We start from the raw sequence: 13,780 nt of genomic DNA on the forward strand, positions 1-13,780 counted from the left end.
TCGGAAGCAGACAGCCTTGTCATGGATCCGAGCTACTTACTGAGTGCGGGGCATGGGTGGCAAGCCCAACGCTGCCCCTTAGTGGCAGGCTAGAAGTGTAGAGCGCAGGAAGGAAATCGTTGGCGGCCTGTCCACTCGAGGGGCTTGATAGCCATGTTCTATGCATCATGATGCAATGCACGTAGAATCATCTTCATCACTTCTTTATTGGCGTTAAGATGTTGCAAGGCAATATTGGGATGGGCAAGGGGAAAAACTCGGAAGATCTCGTCAGCGAATGCCTGACCGATAGACCTAACCCCTTCAAAATCCAATACCACGACTTTAAATTTATCTATTCGAGCAAGCAATCTTTTGGCTTGAGATCTTGAGACAAGATTGTTATCGCCGTACTGAGCCAACTCCACTGGAACAACTGTCTTTGTAAATCCGTAGTCTTCGCCAGTCGAGAAACGGTCAAACACCTTTTTGGTGGTTCGCGATGTGTGGTTATTCAGCTTCATTGTTACGAATGTCCCTGCACCGCCTTGCTTTGCCTGAAAGATCCAGTCTTCCTTCTTTCCAAAATGATGCGAGAAGATGACTTCCCCTGATAGAATTGCAAAGTCATCAAACATTCTAGAGCTAAAAAAGATTCCTTCTCCCGAGTGGCGCGATGGGTCTGTTGTCAGCTTTCCCTTGGCAAGCTCAAGAACGGCATGTCGCTCGTCGAGAAGCCCTAGAGCGTGCTGAATCTTCTTAAAGATTCCAACGCCATTATCGAGAATTGCGATTTCTGTTTCGGCAGCGGTCTTTGAGATATGCACACTAATATGTGTGCCGCTGGAATGGTCGATGGCGTTGTTAAAAATCTCGGTGAAGCCGTAATACCAGATTGATTTCACATTGTCAGCCATAAGCCCAAGCTTGGGAGCAACTTCCCTATCCCAGACGATATCCTCAGCTAGCTGTGGGTCTATTTCGAAGCTCAAGTCACATTCTACAAGAGGCGCAAGTGCATAGCGCTTGTTACGAGTGGTTCCAGTTTCCGTAACTGCACCCTCCTCAATTAAATGCTGAATGTGCTTATGAATGGCTTGGCGAGAGCATTCAAACTTTGCCATCGCAATCTTTACGATGTCACTTGGGTGCTCCTTTACGTTGGCAAGGATGAAGTTTCTTACCGCTTCCCCGCGGCCGCGGATTTTCGACACGAACCTTTGTCAACCAGCTCAACTCCTATTGTCAATCTCGGCTCGCCCTTTGTCAACCCTGCGATCTCGCTAACACTGTCTTCGGCGGTGAGTTCGGCTTCATCGCGGCCGACCGGCGCCACCGGATCGTGCAGCTGTACAGCCCCGACGGCCGCTTCGATCAGCTGGTGCTGATCCGAGAGTTCCGTGCCGGCAGCGACGCCGCCGAGGCCGCGCCCGCCAGTGCCGAGCAGCTGCTGGGCCGCTGGCAGGGCCAGTCAGCCACGATCAGCGCCGACTGGCACGAGGCCGACACCAGCGACGTGCAGCTGGAGCTGGGGCACGCGGAGCTGGAGGCGCTGCGGCTGCTGCCCGATGGCGGCTTCGTGCGCCTGCCGGAGCAGGTGAGCCAGGGCGGCCTTCGAGCTGGTGGGCGGCTGGCTGCCGGCCCCGGGCCGGATGGAGCGCCTGATCCGCCGTTATGACGCCACCGGCGCCTGGGTCTCCGCCAGCCACGAGGTGCTGGAGCGCGTCTGAAGGGCCGGCACGCCGGCAACGGCCTCACCGCGGCGGCAGCACATCCAACATCTGCCATAGATCTGGAAGTCACTATCTGTCGTGAGAAGCAACGGCGAGTCATTGATCTCCGCCAGGCGGATCAATGCGGCATCCGCCAGAGAAGCGGGCACATTCTCATAGCGCTTGAGAAAGGTCAGCAGGGTTGGATGACAGGGCATCAAGGGCTTCGCTCAACCCCCCAACCCCCGACAAGCCCGCAGCACCACATCGGCGCAGCGCCCGTAGACGGCGGCCCGCCAGGCGGGGCTGTCGATCAGGAAGGCGTCGCGCACCTGGCGGCGGATCGCTTCGCGGTGGGGGGTGGGGCGATCGGGCACGGCGTGCAGCCAGGCATCGGCGCGCAGGGCCGCCAGCACCTGATCGATCGGCCGGGTGCCGAACTCCAGGGCCAGGTAGCTGAGCTCCACAGCAGGGAGCATGCGGCGCAGAAACACCGGCACCGACCCCGACACCACCGATGAGCTGGACGGGCCCTGGCCGGGCCGGGTGACCTCCGGGCCATACCAGCGCTGCAGCCGCTCCCAGTCGTCGTCGCTGCTGCCGCTGCCGATCAGCTCCCCGTAGCCCCAGGGGCCTAGGCCGGTGTGCAGGTCGATCACCGCCAGGCGGCGGCAGGCCGGGCCCAGGTGCTCGGTGAGGATCTTCTTCAGAGTGGACAGCGACCAGCTGGGGCGGTTGCCGCCGTAGAAGAGGCCGGTGGGATGGGTGTACTGGCCGCGCTGCAGCGCCGCCTGGTAGGCGGCCATCCCCTGCCCAGTGATGAAGGCCTCCAGCAGGGTGTCGGCCCGTTGCCGCTCGGGCCCGTCCCAGTCGCCGGGCAGCAGGGCGTCATGGAGGGCGTTGTAGGCCGGGTTCTCGGGCAGGGGGCCGCGGAAGTCGAGGCCGTTGCGGTTGAGATCGATGTTGTGTTCGTTGCCGCGGCGCAGCCAGGCGAAGCCATGGGGGTTGAGGGCATGGATCAGCAGCGCCCCGCCGCCGGCCGGCAGGGCGCCGTGGAGTTCATCCAGCAGAACGCCCACCTGGCAACCGGATCCGGCCAGGCCCTCCACGCCGTGGGTGCCGGAGATCAGCAGCAAGAAGGACTCGGGCTCGACGGGGCCCAGGGCGGCCGCCTCGATGGCGAGCGGCTCGCCGGCCGGGCCGCGGTGATCGGGCAGGACATGGCTGCTGAGCCGGGCGCCGGCGCCACGGGCGGCGGCCAGGAATGCCTCACGGGCCGAGCGGTAATCGGGGCGGAAGTAGTCGCTGGTGGCCATGGGGGAAGCTGCGGGGCCTTGGGCGATCAGAAGGGGGGGTGGGCGTGGAGGGTCACCGCGGGGATGTCGGGGTCGCTGGTGAAGATTTTCTCAAGCGCACCGATGATCGCCATCACATCCTGCGACTGGTCGATCCAGCACCGCCGTCCTCTGATGTGCCTGGTCCGGCGTCTGGGATGCCCTCAACCCGGGGTGGCATAGGAAGCCCGCTATTCAAGCCGGCTGTAGTCGGCAGCAATCGTGGGTCTGGCTCGCCGCACCAGTCGGAATAGGCGACAGGTAGTACCCCACGTTCGGCCAAACCGAGCATCTGGACGTACCAGCCGGCATACGGCCAGTCCGCACCTTGGCCCAGCTGGGCGATGGTGGGGAAGCGATCGAGGAACTTTGAAGCAAGCTTCCGTGCCGTGTCCTTCTGCGCGTCCTCCCAGCCGAAATAGTTATTGTCCTGCCCCGTTGTGTAGTGGGCTGCATCGTCAAAGTCGCACATCATTGCCCCGTGCATGCGCTGGATGTTTCCGACGTGGGTGACTGAGCACCGCCAGTGCATCCCAGACGGTGACATGCCGGGCACGATCCTCAGCCGTTGATAGCCAAGCTTGTGCAGCTCGTGCACCATCAGCAGCACCCGTTGAGAACGACGCACGAGTGGGTCAGAATCGCGATTCATGCCTAAAGACCTCCGACAACCTAACGTTCAAGATCAGCGGCGGGAGTAAACTGTTTGACCCAAAAGGCCTTCTCTGCTCCCGTCCACTGACATCTAACACTAGAATGTTATTCCTCAATAATCTCTACGTTCGACGCCTTGCCGTTCTTCTCGGCATTGTCTTCGCCAATTGGATTCGGCTCCTTGAATACTGAGAATCTTACTTTCGTGCCTTTCCTCAACTTCTTGTCACGAGATTGAGGAAGAATATTTGACAGGGTAAAGAAGTAATTTCCCTTCTCGTTTTCGATGAAGCCAAAGACCCCCATAAACCGTTTTACAATGCCAGTCGAGTCTGCCTCTTCAGACTCGATCTTCTTGATGCCTCGAGCCCAATAGTTTGGCGGCTGGCTTTCATCAGTTCGAATCTCTATGTCTTCCGAAAATGCCTCTACCAATTGAAGAAGGCTTTTGTGATTATAGGATCTAGGGTCAAATCCAGGGTAGCGAGAGCGAATCGACTTTCCCAGATCAGAGAAACTCACCCATCCGTTATTGTCGCTTCTGGAGTTATCCATTGCGAAGTCGAGGAGCTTGCCGACCTCTGGCAATGAGGATTCCAGCGTTGCAAGTGAATGTGCATTTTGCTGAGGCAGACTCACCCTGTTTAAGTTCTCCAGAAAAACGAACTGGTTACATGCATTCTGCCAAATAGGTTTGGAGTTCTCTTTCCCAATTCCCAAAACAAACTTACCGATTTCCCGCAGCCTAAGCGCAAGGCTGTAGTAGTCAGCATCGGTTGAGACGATGCAGATCGCATTGATGTCGTTACTCTGATTACACAGTTCAATGGCATCCATGATAATGCTGTTGTCTGTAGCATTTGGGCCGAAACGGAACTGCTGGAAGATTCGGACAGGAGACTCGAATACTTTGACTTTCCATGATCCCATGTTGGTCGTAGTCCAGTCACCATAGATGCGCTTAACCAGAATCTCACCATCTTGGGATATCTCGGCAAAAATAGAATCAAGATACTGAGGCGAGATATTGTCTCCATCGATAAAGACAGCAAACTTCTTGTCCATTTGTTTTTCTGTAATTCTAACCTTGTAGGTGACCGGCTCGCAGCGGCATTGCGTCGCAAGACTTATGCTCACGAGGTCGGCTTGCGGCGCAATGCCGCTGCTTGTCAGCGTCGAACGACCTGCTATGTCGCCCGACGAACTCCTCAGCCCACCCCATTTCGTTTCCTTCAAATTTCAGAATGTCACCTCCTCTTCTGGCGAGAACCAGTCAAGTGGTCCCATCGCACTTCCGTCGCGGAGCACACTGAAGCCGCTGTAGAAGAAGGCTGTGTCTTCAAACTGCGAAATCTGGGGCGCCTGTCCGGTCCGCGCTCTTGCGAGGCCCACGACTTGCTTGAAAATGCGTTCTTCAACTCCGAAGAAAGTGAGATTTGGTCTGTCGAGCCGCATCCGGGCCGGACGACCGAAGACAATTCGCCCTTTGATATCTCGCAGAACTGGTTCTCGGTCGTCGTCCGAAAAGTATCCTCCGACAAAGCGACGCCCCTCCAGTGGTCCAGCCAGGACCCGCCACGCCATTCCGAGCACGGTAAGTTCTTCCGGAAGCGGGACGCCTGTAGCAAGTGCACTCGCTAACACGGGCTGAGAGAGCTTGTTCGCGATACCGCTGTAGTGGGATACGATCACGGCTCGGCCCAATTCTCCCAGGTCGCCCTCTCCAGCGGGCAGCTCCCCAGGGCTATTCGGGTCCTCCGCCCATATACCGGACTTCACGCGGCTACTACTCTCTTCAGTGGCGAAGCGAGTCGCAACGATATGCCCCTTAATGCTACGCGGAGAGCCCGTTGGATCTAGAAAACTGACGCGTCTGAACTGCTGCCGCCAGGTAGTGAATTCTTGATTGCTAAAGTTGACGGAAGAATAGCGCCCCTTTGCCTCTGCCAAGAACACCCGATTCTCGTTCTCGGCGCAGAAGTAGTCAGGCGTGTCGCCCTTCGCCGTCCGTTCGATCCGGCACCCTTTGAACGCCCTGTGAAGTTGGCGATTAAGTATATGTTCCATGTGAGCAAAGTACGTGATATTCAAGTGATCGTGAAGGAACCAGCGGCAGAACGCTTGCCCTAGTTCTGTTGATCGGCTCCTCTTAATTGCCGGTGAAATACCGAGGCCTCGTCCTTGAAACCTGAACTCGGAACAAGGCAAAAGGAACCGCACATGTTCGAACTGAACTGGGTCTGGCTGCGGCGGAGCTGTCCCGAACGAATCAAGATAGTAGTGATGGAATAGGTTTGCTAAATCGACGGTAATAGAAGCAACGGCTTGATTCTTGGTCAGATCCGCCCTCAGCGTATGGGGGATGACCGCGTATTTGTTCAGCGCGAGACCGAGGGATCGTTCCATGACTAGTGAGGTGCTAAGCCGTCCACTGTGATCGCCAATGCCTTGGCGGTATAACGCTACAGATCAGAAGCGGGCAGGGATCTCGGCATTAGGAGGCAGCCAATGCACCCGTCTTCTGCATCTGGATGTTGGGCTGTTCATGTAAGGGAATGCAGTCATTAAAGAGAGCAAAACTAGCGGTCTGTCCCACTCTGTTGAAAAGGTACCAAATACCTTTCGGCAATATGGTCTGCCTTTAATGATGAGCTCTCAAGCAGCCGTGCGCATTCACCAAGAAGATCATTGCCGCTGACGTGCGTGTTGACCAGCGTAGAAAGCAGTGTCCGCGCCTCAGATATCATCAAAGCAAGCTTCTCATATGTAAGCGCGTGTGAGGCTCCTGCCACTGCCGCACGAGTAGCAACTGAGTGAGGATGAATACTAACCCTTACACATGAATACCCTGGATACTCTTTGGCAAACCATTCGGCAGCGACTAGAAGCTGGCCATGCTGGTCTTTTGTGAGAGCATTCTTTTCTTTCTTACGACTCTTCGCCTCAATTACAAGCCCTGTATTACTCGGTAGTAACCATAGAATATCTGGTCCAACGCCATTGACGTCAAAGCGTTCAGACGGTATCCCGATGTATTTGGCTAGATCAGCAAGAGCTTGCTCGAACTGGTTGGGGGTGGCCTCAGGGGTTAAGTATGACACTGTTTCTTCAAATGATCTTAAATAACCAAGACGCATTTGGTAATCTTCAATCTGCTGGCATATCGCTTCCTCTTGGCCAGAGGGTAGAATTAAGGGTCGATAAGGTGGCCTAGCCAGGGGTCGAGTGAGATTAGGATTAGTTGCAAAAGCCTGCAGTTGATAATTCTGCCCCAGTTCACTATTGCCCCAGTTAAAGGCAACCTTAGCAGATAGTTGTAACAGCCAGCCACGCGATTGACCATCTACTTCATAAGGACCTTCAAGGAACTCACGTAGTTTTGTCAAAGCTTTTTCATGCAACCCGCGGCGCAAGTACTCAAAAGCTTTTCGCTCTACAGCGGCTTGCCTCAACCTAATCTCGTCTGGCTCTTCAGTCGTTACGGAATCTGCAAGTTGCTCAGCATGATATTGAATCCAGTCTCTATCTCTATCTAGGCACTTACCGGCTGTTTCAGCAAGTTCATGCTCATCTTCAACGTCCTTACTTATTGACAGACCCATATCAATCTGGGCTCGTGTTGCGCTCGTCAAAAAGTCAAAATTAGATCTCTTGGCAATCCATGCCAAAAGGTCTTTGCCTGTCAAAATGACTATACAGTGATCACCTGAGCCCCTTGCACCTCTACCAATGCCCTGCTCAATCTTTTGAGCAAGCATTCGCGAGAATGTGCTTCCTCCTTGAAATGCAATCCGCCTATAGGTCTCATACGATGTGGAACCACCTGGCAGGCCATCCATAATTAGGAGCCTACATGAATCACCAGGGAGGTCAATCCCATCATACCGATTTGAAAAGACAATAGGACCTGAGGTAGCGCGCCTCTGCAGTTGGTCAATACACTGCTCAACTAGAACCGAGCCTTCCGCAAATACAGCGCAGTCTATCCACGTCTTAGCTCGATAATCAGATGATGTCAAAATTATGACGCCTAAGTCTTTGCGGGCAATATCTGCTGCCATACGCTTTACTGCCCCAGGTAAATCAATTCTTGAGTTCTTAAGATCAGGTATGAGTATCATTCTTTCGCTAACTCCAGCGAGTGATCGCGAAGCCAGTGGAGAGCTCACCGAAGCTAGATTTGCATCAAATGTGCGAATAATTTCGCTATCATCTGAAATTGTCGCAGACATATAGATCCTTCTTGGTGCTTCCGAAAAAGTCGGAAACATGTTTACAAGTGGAAGAATTGGAGTAATAGTAAACGACCTACGGTTTATGAGCGCATGGCAAAGATGTAGATTATCTCGCAAGAGAGGCCAGTGAAAAGCGAAGTCTTTAGCATTGCCCCTCAATTGCTGTCTTACGGCATCCTGCTTTTCCTGCCAATCCCATGATGGAACTTCCAGTAAGTCGTTCTCGTTCCCAGATACCACATCATCAAACGTCCCTAGGCGATCAATTTGTACGAAGGCCCCCCGAAACAAGGTGCACAAACTCTGATAGAGATTCTTATTTTTTTCCGAACTGATAGTTAATGTGAATGACTCTCGAACTGTCGAGAATGCAACATGTGCATCATCTAGAACTATTGCCGCTGCTTTCTTGATATCAGGCTGTCCGTAAAGACCAAACCTGCTCTGCCCATTGAACAGCGCATTGTAACTAGCTATTAGTATTGCTTGTCCGGTGTCAAAAGCCTGATCTAATAAAGTAGCGCGATCATAGGCTGTGGCATCAATTCCATACTCTCGAGCTTTGTCGACTGCCTGCTTGACAAGCTGCTTAGTTGGAACAAGGTATAATACGGGCTCGCTCGTCTCATTTAAAATTGACTGGCCGATAAGCAAGCCAACTAATGTCTTGCCACCACCAGTATGCAGCTTAATAGCAATATCTCGTTCGCCTCTTCTTTTATTCCACTCATTCAGCACATCTGCCTGGCTAGTATACAGATCGTTAATCTCAGGCGGCTTTGGCTGTCTGCGAAAGATTTCAAGCGGATCAATTGGCTTTTGCCTTGCAGCTTCTGCACGTAGTTTTTTGAAATCAACCATTGCTGAGATGCTTATAGAGAAATGATATCAGCCCAACAATTCATTGGTCGGTTCCGAGAACTACTTCTCCCATTCTCTCCCTTTCCGTGAACCATCCGTAGAGCGGCCGAGAGGATCACCTGAAATCGCAATGCTGCAAAGCCTTTCTAGTGCAGCTTCCACTTTCTAGCGGTGGTTCACGGGTCCGAGAACCACCTGTAGGAGGGGATACCCAAGTCTTGCCCTCCCACCCACCTTCATCCGCCCAAGTCCCCTGAAGAGAATGCCGCCCGCTCACCCCCGCGCACTGCCCAGAGCAAACGGCACAGTGAGCAGCAGGCTCCCTCCGGCAACCACGAACAGCCCCGGCAAGGATATGTCGATCAGCACCCCCGAGAGGGCCTGGGACAGGGGATCGAAGGCGACGCCGGCCAGCATGGCCAGGGCCATCACCCGGCCCTGCAGGGGTGCAGGGGTCTCCCGCTGCAACCAGGCCGTGGCCAGCACCCCCACCAGGCCGCCGCCGATCCCCATCGCCGCCAGCAGGGCGGCCGCCGTCCACCACTGGCCTGCCACCGCCAGCCCCAGCAGGCCCGCCCCCAGCCCGGCCGACAGCCAGCCCAGCGCGCCCCCCGGATGGGCGATGGCGCTGAACCGGCCAGCCCACCAGACCCCCACCAGGGCGGCCACCGCCGAAGCGCAGCGTCACCAGCTCCACCACGCCGATCACCACCGGGCCCAGCACGGCCAGGTTGATCATGGCGATCAGCGTCAGGCCCGTGCGGATCGCCCCGTGGCCCCAGGCGAAGGCGATCCCCTCCCGCAGGCCCTGCCCCAGGCCCCCCGTCGGGGCCGTGTCCGCCGCGGCCAAGCGAGGCCGCACCTGCACGAAGCAGCCCACGGCGAGCAGCAGCAACACGGTGTCGAAGGCCAGGGCCGCCGTCGCCCCGGCCACGGCCAGGGACAGGCCCGCCAGCGCGGGGCCGGCCACGTTGCTGATCTGCTCGCTGCCCTGGAGCCAGGCGTGGGCCCGGCCGAGATGGCGGTCCTCCAGCAGGCGGGGCAGCAGGGCCAGGGCGGCGGGGTAGAGGCAGGCCTCCGCCGCCCCGAACACGGCTGCCAGCACCAGCACCGGGCCCAGGTTGAGGGCGTCGCGGCTGGCCAGCAGGGTGAGCACCCCGGTGGCGATCGCCAGGATCCAGCCGGCCCGTACCGCCATCGTTCGGGGCGGATGGCGGTCGCTGAGCACCCCGCCCAGCAGCAGCAGCAGCCCTCGGGGCAGGGCCGCCGCCATCAGCACCAGGGCCAGGGAGGTGCCCGAGCCCGTGCGCTGCAGCATCAGCCAGGTGACGGCGACGAACCAGAACTGGACGCCGGCGAACAGCAGGGTCTGGCCCAGCCAGAGCCAGCGGAAGCCCGGCCGCCGCAGCAGGGATCCGTTCACAGCCGCCACGCTCACAGCCGCCCCACCCGCTCGGCGAACGGACGCAGCTGCAGCGCCTCGCGCCACTCCACCAGCGGCCGCTCCCAGCCCTCCTCCCAGCGCTGGGCGAACAGGGGCCTGGCCTCCAGGCCCATCTGCAGCCCGGTGCGGATCGTCTCCACCAGCTCCGGCAGCAGTTCGGGGGCGCCGAGGGTGGCCGACACCAGGGCCTGGGCCGTGAGCACGGCCCCCAGGGGGTAGGAGAACTGGGTGAGATGGAAGGCCTGCAGACCGATCTCGCCCGTCACCGTGGTGTCGAAGCCGGTGATCACGTGCCAGAGGTCGTGGGTCTGGCTGAGCCGCAGCTCCACATAGGCCGCATCACTTCCGGGCTCCATGCCGGCGTGCAGGTTGGGGTCGTAGCCCAGCCGGGCCAGCGACGCCGCGTAGGCGTGGCCGAGGCTGCCCTCGGGCAGGGCGGCCAGCTGCTCCAGGTCGTGGGCCGGGGGGATCCAGCGCGCCTCGATCAGCGCGGCGCAGGCCGGATCGCGGCGCAGCTGCTCGGCCATCAGGGCATAGGAGGGCGTCTCCAGCAGAGCGTCGGCCAGGGCGCCCACCAGCTCGAGGTCGGTGTCGCCGCCGCTCATGGCCACGAACGTGCCGAGGACGCGGAACAGCTGGGGCGGCAGCTCCGGGGCCTCGAACGACGCCGCGGTGGGGGCGGGATTGGGGTGGAAAACGGTGGCGGTCATCGGGGTGAATGCGAAAGAACGTGAGCAGTCCTCACGTCCATGAAATTATGAGCATCCCTCGGCTTTGTCAATGGGATGCGAGGATCGCTCAGGTTTTCTGGAGGCGTCGCTTCCCGCCATGGCCGACGCCACAGCCGCCCCCAGCGAGCCCTCGCCCTTGCGCCGCCAGCCGCGCCAGGCCCGCAGCCAGGAACGGGTGCGGCGGATCCTGGCGGCGGCCGAGGAGCTGTTCGTGACCGGCGGCGTCGGCAGCACCACCACCAACGCCATCGCCGCCAGAGCCGGGGTGCCGATCGGCTCCCTCTACCAGTTCTTCCCCGACAAGGGGGCGATCCTGCGCAGCCTCGCCCAGCTCTACGCCGAGCAACTGCACGAGCTGCTCACGGCCTTCTTCGACCGGGGGGACGGCCGCTGCCTCTCCCTGGAGGACTCGATCACCGCCGCCGTGGCCCTCACCGATCGCTTCTTCCGCGACCACCCCGGCTACCCGGCCATCTTCCTGGATGTGCAGAGCGCCACCCCCGAACTGCTGGCCATCGAGGAGGAGGCCGACGTCCGGCTGATCAACGACTGGAGCGGCCTGATCGTCGAGAAGGCCGCCCTCGAAGGCAGCCACCTCAGCGACGAGGAGGGCCACCTGATCGCCTACGTGCTGGTCAAGACCGTCGGCCACCTGCTCTGGCTGGCGGCCACCCAGGAGCAGGGCCGCCGCGACCGGCTGGTGGCCGAATGCGGCGACCTGGCCATCGCCTATCTGCGCCGGCGGCTGACCGCTGGCGGACCGCCAGTCTGATCAGGCCCAGAGGGTCTCCAGGGTGCAGGGGCCGCCCTCCTTCACCCAGAAGGAGCCGTCGATGAAGCGATGGCTGCGGTCGAGGCCGTCGATCGCCTCCATGTCTTCCGCAGCCAGCTCGACCTCGGCGGCGGCGAGGTTCTCGGCCAGGCGCGCCGGCGACACCGACTTGGGGATCACGGCGGTGCCGCGCTGCAGGGCCCAGCCCAGCAGCACCTGGGCCGGCGTGAGGCCGCGTTGTGTGGCGATCGCCGTGATCGTGGGGTCCTCCAGCAGCACCGGCTGGCCGGGGGGCCGCATCTGGGGGGGCAGGCCCGGGGTGCCCAGGGGCGAGTAGCCCGTGAGGTGCACGCCGTGGGCCTCGCAGAAGGCGAACAGCCCCTTCTGCTGCAGGTAGGGATGGAGCTCCACCTGGTTCATGGCCGGCCGGATCCGCGCCTGCCCCAGGAGGCTGCGGAGAGTGACCATGCCGAAGTTGCTGACGCCGATGTGGCGGCACAGGCCCCCGTCCACGGCCGCTTCCAGCGCCGCCCAGGTGGCCGCGATCGGCAGGGTCTCCAGCGACACCAGATCCTCGGCGCCCTCGGGCATCACCACCCCCGGCCGGAAGGCCACGGGCCAGTGGATCAGATACAGATCGAGGTGGTCGAGCTGCAGATCGGCCAGGGTGCGCTCCAGGGCCGGGGCCACGTCCTCGGGGGCATGGGCGTTGTTCCACAGCTTGGAGGTGATCCAGAGCTCCTCCCGCTTCACCAGGCCCGTGCGGATCGCCGCCGCCAGGGCCTCGCCGATCTCGGCCTCGTTGCCGTAGATGGCGGCACAGTCGATGTGGCGGTAGCCCAGCTGCAGGGCCGCCGTCACCGCGGTGCCCACCTCCCCAGGAGGGGCATTCCAGGTGCCCAGGCCGAGCATCGGCATGGCAGCGCCGTCGTCGAAGGGGAGTGTCTTCAAGGCGGTGAACTCCAGATGAGCATCACTCCACCCTGGCGCGGGCGGTGAAGGAGCGCAGCGCAAAGCTTCGGGCCTGCGGCTTATCCGATTCGATCACGAACTGCAGCCGTTCCCCCTGCCGGCCAATCTTGGTTTCCGCCACCTCCCCGATCACCTGGCCCGTGCCGTCGAGCACATCGAACGTCACCTGGATGGTCCCGCAGGGGCGCTCCAGGCAGGCCACCTCCATCACATCGACGATGCCGCCGCCGTAGAGCCGCGGCTTGCGGCAGATCCCCTGGCAGCGGCGGGTGAACACCCCCTGATCCGCCTCCGCCCAGCCATCGGCGAGCAGGTCCTGGCGGGTCTCGCCCCGCCCGCCGGCGGCCGGCTTCTCGGCCAGGGACGCCCGCAGGCCGGCCGCCAGCCAGCCGGCGCCGAAGCCCAGCAGCAGCAGGGCCACCATCAGCAGCCGCTGGAGGATCGGAAACCGGGCGGGTTCAGACGCCGGCGGAAGGGCCGGCGGCGACGGGGGCCGTCCCCCGGGCGGCACCGGCTCCATCTCGACGATCAGGTCCTCAACGCTCTTCCCGGTCGTCGCGCTCCGCTCGGTCTTGCCGGTCCTTGCCATCGTCGTAGGCCATCAGTGAACGGAACATCAGCCCGCCGCCGCTGCCGATCAGGGCGACCATCGTCAGCAGGTTCCAGAGCGAGGTGGGCTGGAAGCTCATGATCAGGGTCTGGAGCACCCCCACTGCCAGGGCCGCCACCGAGGCCAGCACCAGGAACCAGCCCCAGCGCTGGTTGCGCAGGGCGAACAGCAGGCACACCCCGATCGTGAGCGGGATCAGCAGCAGGCCGAAACCGCCACCCAGGCCCTGGGACAGCCCGAAACCGCCGCCCCAGCCGCCGCCCCAGGCCGAGCCATAGCCACCGCCCCAGGCGCCGGCAGCACGCCGGCCGAAGCGCAGGCCCAGGCCCATCGGCACGGAGCTCACCATGACCTGGTTGAAGAACAGGAACGCCCCCATGGTGAAGAGCACGCCCCCCAGCAGGAAGCTGAAGAAGTCCCGGATCGGGTCCCTGGCGGCCATGGCCCTCCTGACGGCCCCGTCATGATGGCCAGCC

At 60.3% G+C, this 13,780-nt stretch carries 14 protein-coding genes; 3 read left to right on the forward strand and 11 right to left on the reverse strand.

Features of this window, described 5'->3' with window-relative positions:
• Window positions 1–158 precede the first annotated feature (158 nt).
• Window positions 159–1,193, reverse strand: a complete 1,035-nt coding sequence (locus KBZ08_RS16515) for an STAS-like domain-containing protein (RefSeq protein ID WP_254972566.1) — start codon at window positions 1,191–1,193, stop codon at window positions 159–161.
• A gap of 128 nt (window positions 1,194–1,321) precedes the next feature.
• On the opposite strand from KBZ08_RS16515, the gene KBZ08_RS09630 reads away from it, so the two are divergent.
• Both KBZ08_RS09630 and KBZ08_RS16630 read left to right on the forward strand, forming a co-directional pair.
• On the forward strand, window positions 1,322–1,657 hold the full coding sequence (locus KBZ08_RS09630; protein WP_396122402.1) for a hypothetical protein: 336 nt from the start codon (window positions 1,322–1,324) through the stop codon (window positions 1,655–1,657).
• The gene (locus KBZ08_RS16630) at window positions 1,632–1,709 is read left to right on the forward strand and encodes a hypothetical protein (protein WP_396122407.1); all 78 of its coding nucleotides are present in this window, start codon (window positions 1,632–1,634) and stop codon (window positions 1,707–1,709) included. Before KBZ08_RS09630 ends, KBZ08_RS16630 begins: the two co-directional genes overlap by 26 nt.
• A 212-nt stretch (window positions 1,710–1,921) precedes the next feature.
• Here the strand turns inward: KBZ08_RS16630 and KBZ08_RS09635 are convergent, their stop codons facing one another.
• From KBZ08_RS09635 to KBZ08_RS16355, 7 genes are all read right to left on the reverse strand, one after another.
• Window positions 1,922–3,007: a M14 family metallopeptidase gene (locus tag KBZ08_RS09635; RefSeq protein WP_254972568.1), complete on the reverse strand. Its 1,086-nt coding sequence runs from the start codon at window positions 3,005–3,007 to the stop codon at window positions 1,922–1,924.
• Window positions 3,008–3,119: 112 nt separating this feature from the next.
• Window positions 3,120–3,626 (reverse strand): hypothetical protein, encoded by a 507-nt coding sequence (locus KBZ08_RS09640; protein ID WP_254972570.1) that lies wholly within the window; start codon window positions 3,624–3,626, stop codon window positions 3,120–3,122.
• A gap of 158 nt (window positions 3,627–3,784) precedes the next feature.
• Complete coding sequence (locus KBZ08_RS09645; protein ID WP_254972572.1) at window positions 3,785–4,915, reverse strand: NYN domain-containing protein; 1,131 nt, start codon at window positions 4,913–4,915, stop codon at window positions 3,785–3,787.
• A gap of 3 nt (window positions 4,916–4,918) precedes the next feature.
• The gene (locus KBZ08_RS09650) at window positions 4,919–6,085 is read right to left on the reverse strand and encodes a hypothetical protein (protein ID WP_254972574.1); all 1,167 of its coding nucleotides are present in this window, start codon (window positions 6,083–6,085) and stop codon (window positions 4,919–4,921) included.
• Between the two features lie 173 nt (window positions 6,086–6,258).
• Window positions 6,259–8,775 carry a DEAD/DEAH box helicase family protein gene (locus KBZ08_RS09655; RefSeq protein ID WP_254972576.1) on the reverse strand — a complete coding sequence of 839 codons (2,517 nt, stop codon included), beginning with the start codon at window positions 8,773–8,775 and terminating at the stop codon, window positions 6,259–6,261.
• Window positions 8,776–8,890: 115 nt separating this feature from the next.
• Window positions 8,891–10,198 carry an MFS transporter gene (locus KBZ08_RS09660; RefSeq protein WP_254972578.1) on the reverse strand — a complete coding sequence of 436 codons (1,308 nt, stop codon included), beginning with the start codon at window positions 10,196–10,198 and terminating at the stop codon, window positions 8,891–8,893.
• An 11-nt stretch (window positions 10,199–10,209) separates the two neighbouring features.
• Window positions 10,210–10,929: a Coq4 family protein gene (locus tag KBZ08_RS16355; RefSeq protein WP_261359258.1), complete on the reverse strand. Its 720-nt coding sequence runs from the start codon at window positions 10,927–10,929 to the stop codon at window positions 10,210–10,212.
• 118 nt (window positions 10,930–11,047) lie between these two features.
• Here KBZ08_RS16355 and KBZ08_RS09670 point away from each other — a divergent pair, with 118 nt between their 5' ends.
• Window positions 11,048–11,722: a TetR/AcrR family transcriptional regulator gene (locus KBZ08_RS09670; RefSeq protein WP_254972580.1), complete on the forward strand. Its 675-nt coding sequence runs from the start codon at window positions 11,048–11,050 to the stop codon at window positions 11,720–11,722.
• Here KBZ08_RS09670 and KBZ08_RS09675 read toward each other — a convergent pair whose 3' ends face one another.
• Genes KBZ08_RS09675 through KBZ08_RS09685 form a run of 3 tightly spaced genes read right to left on the reverse strand, consistent with a single transcriptional unit; the run spans window position 11,723 to window position 13,746 of the window.
• Window positions 11,723–12,673, reverse strand: coding sequence for an aldo/keto reductase (locus KBZ08_RS09675; RefSeq protein ID WP_254972582.1), 951 nt, complete (start codon window positions 12,671–12,673; stop codon window positions 11,723–11,725).
• 22 nt (window positions 12,674–12,695) lie between these two features.
• The gene (locus tag KBZ08_RS09680; protein WP_254972584.1) at window positions 12,696–13,283 is read right to left on the reverse strand and encodes a hypothetical protein; all 588 of its coding nucleotides are present in this window, start codon (window positions 13,281–13,283) and stop codon (window positions 12,696–12,698) included.
• Window positions 13,231–13,746, reverse strand: a complete 516-nt coding sequence (locus tag KBZ08_RS09685) for a hypothetical protein (RefSeq protein WP_254972587.1) — start codon at window positions 13,744–13,746, stop codon at window positions 13,231–13,233. Before KBZ08_RS09685 ends, KBZ08_RS09680 begins: the two co-directional genes overlap by 53 nt.
• Between the last annotated feature and the right edge of the window lie 34 nt (window positions 13,747–13,780).

Source organism: Cyanobium sp. Candia 9D4 (assembly GCF_024346155.1).
GTDB lineage: Bacteria > Cyanobacteriota > Cyanobacteriia > PCC-6307 > Cyanobiaceae > Cyanobium > Cyanobium minutissimum.

Coding starts and splice junctions, on each gene's coding strand:
- KBZ08_RS09650 (WP_254972574.1), bottom strand. CDS start 6,085: ATGGAACGATCCCTCGGTCTCGCGCTGAACAAATACGCGGTCATCCCC.
- KBZ08_RS16355 (WP_261359258.1), bottom strand. CDS start 10,929: ATGACCGCCACCGTTTTCCACCCCAATCCCGCCCCCACCGCGGCGTCG.
- KBZ08_RS16630 (WP_396122407.1), top strand. CDS start 1,632: ATGGAGCGCCTGATCCGCCGTTATGACGCCACCGGCGCCTGGGTCTCC.
- KBZ08_RS09640 (WP_254972570.1), bottom strand. CDS start 3,626: ATGGTGCACGAGCTGCACAAGCTTGGCTATCAACGGCTGAGGATCGTG.
- KBZ08_RS09680 (WP_254972584.1), bottom strand. CDS start 13,283: ATGGCAAGGACCGGCAAGACCGAGCGGAGCGCGACGACCGGGAAGAGC.
- KBZ08_RS09670 (WP_254972580.1), top strand. CDS start 11,048: ATGGCCGACGCCACAGCCGCCCCCAGCGAGCCCTCGCCCTTGCGCCGC.
- KBZ08_RS09655 (WP_254972576.1), bottom strand. CDS start 8,775: ATGGTTGATTTCAAAAAACTACGTGCAGAAGCTGCAAGGCAAAAGCCA.
- KBZ08_RS09685 (WP_254972587.1), bottom strand. CDS start 13,746: ATGGCCGCCAGGGACCCGATCCGGGACTTCTTCAGCTTCCTGCTGGGG.
- KBZ08_RS09635 (WP_254972568.1), bottom strand. CDS start 3,007: ATGGCCACCAGCGACTACTTCCGCCCCGATTACCGCTCGGCCCGTGAG.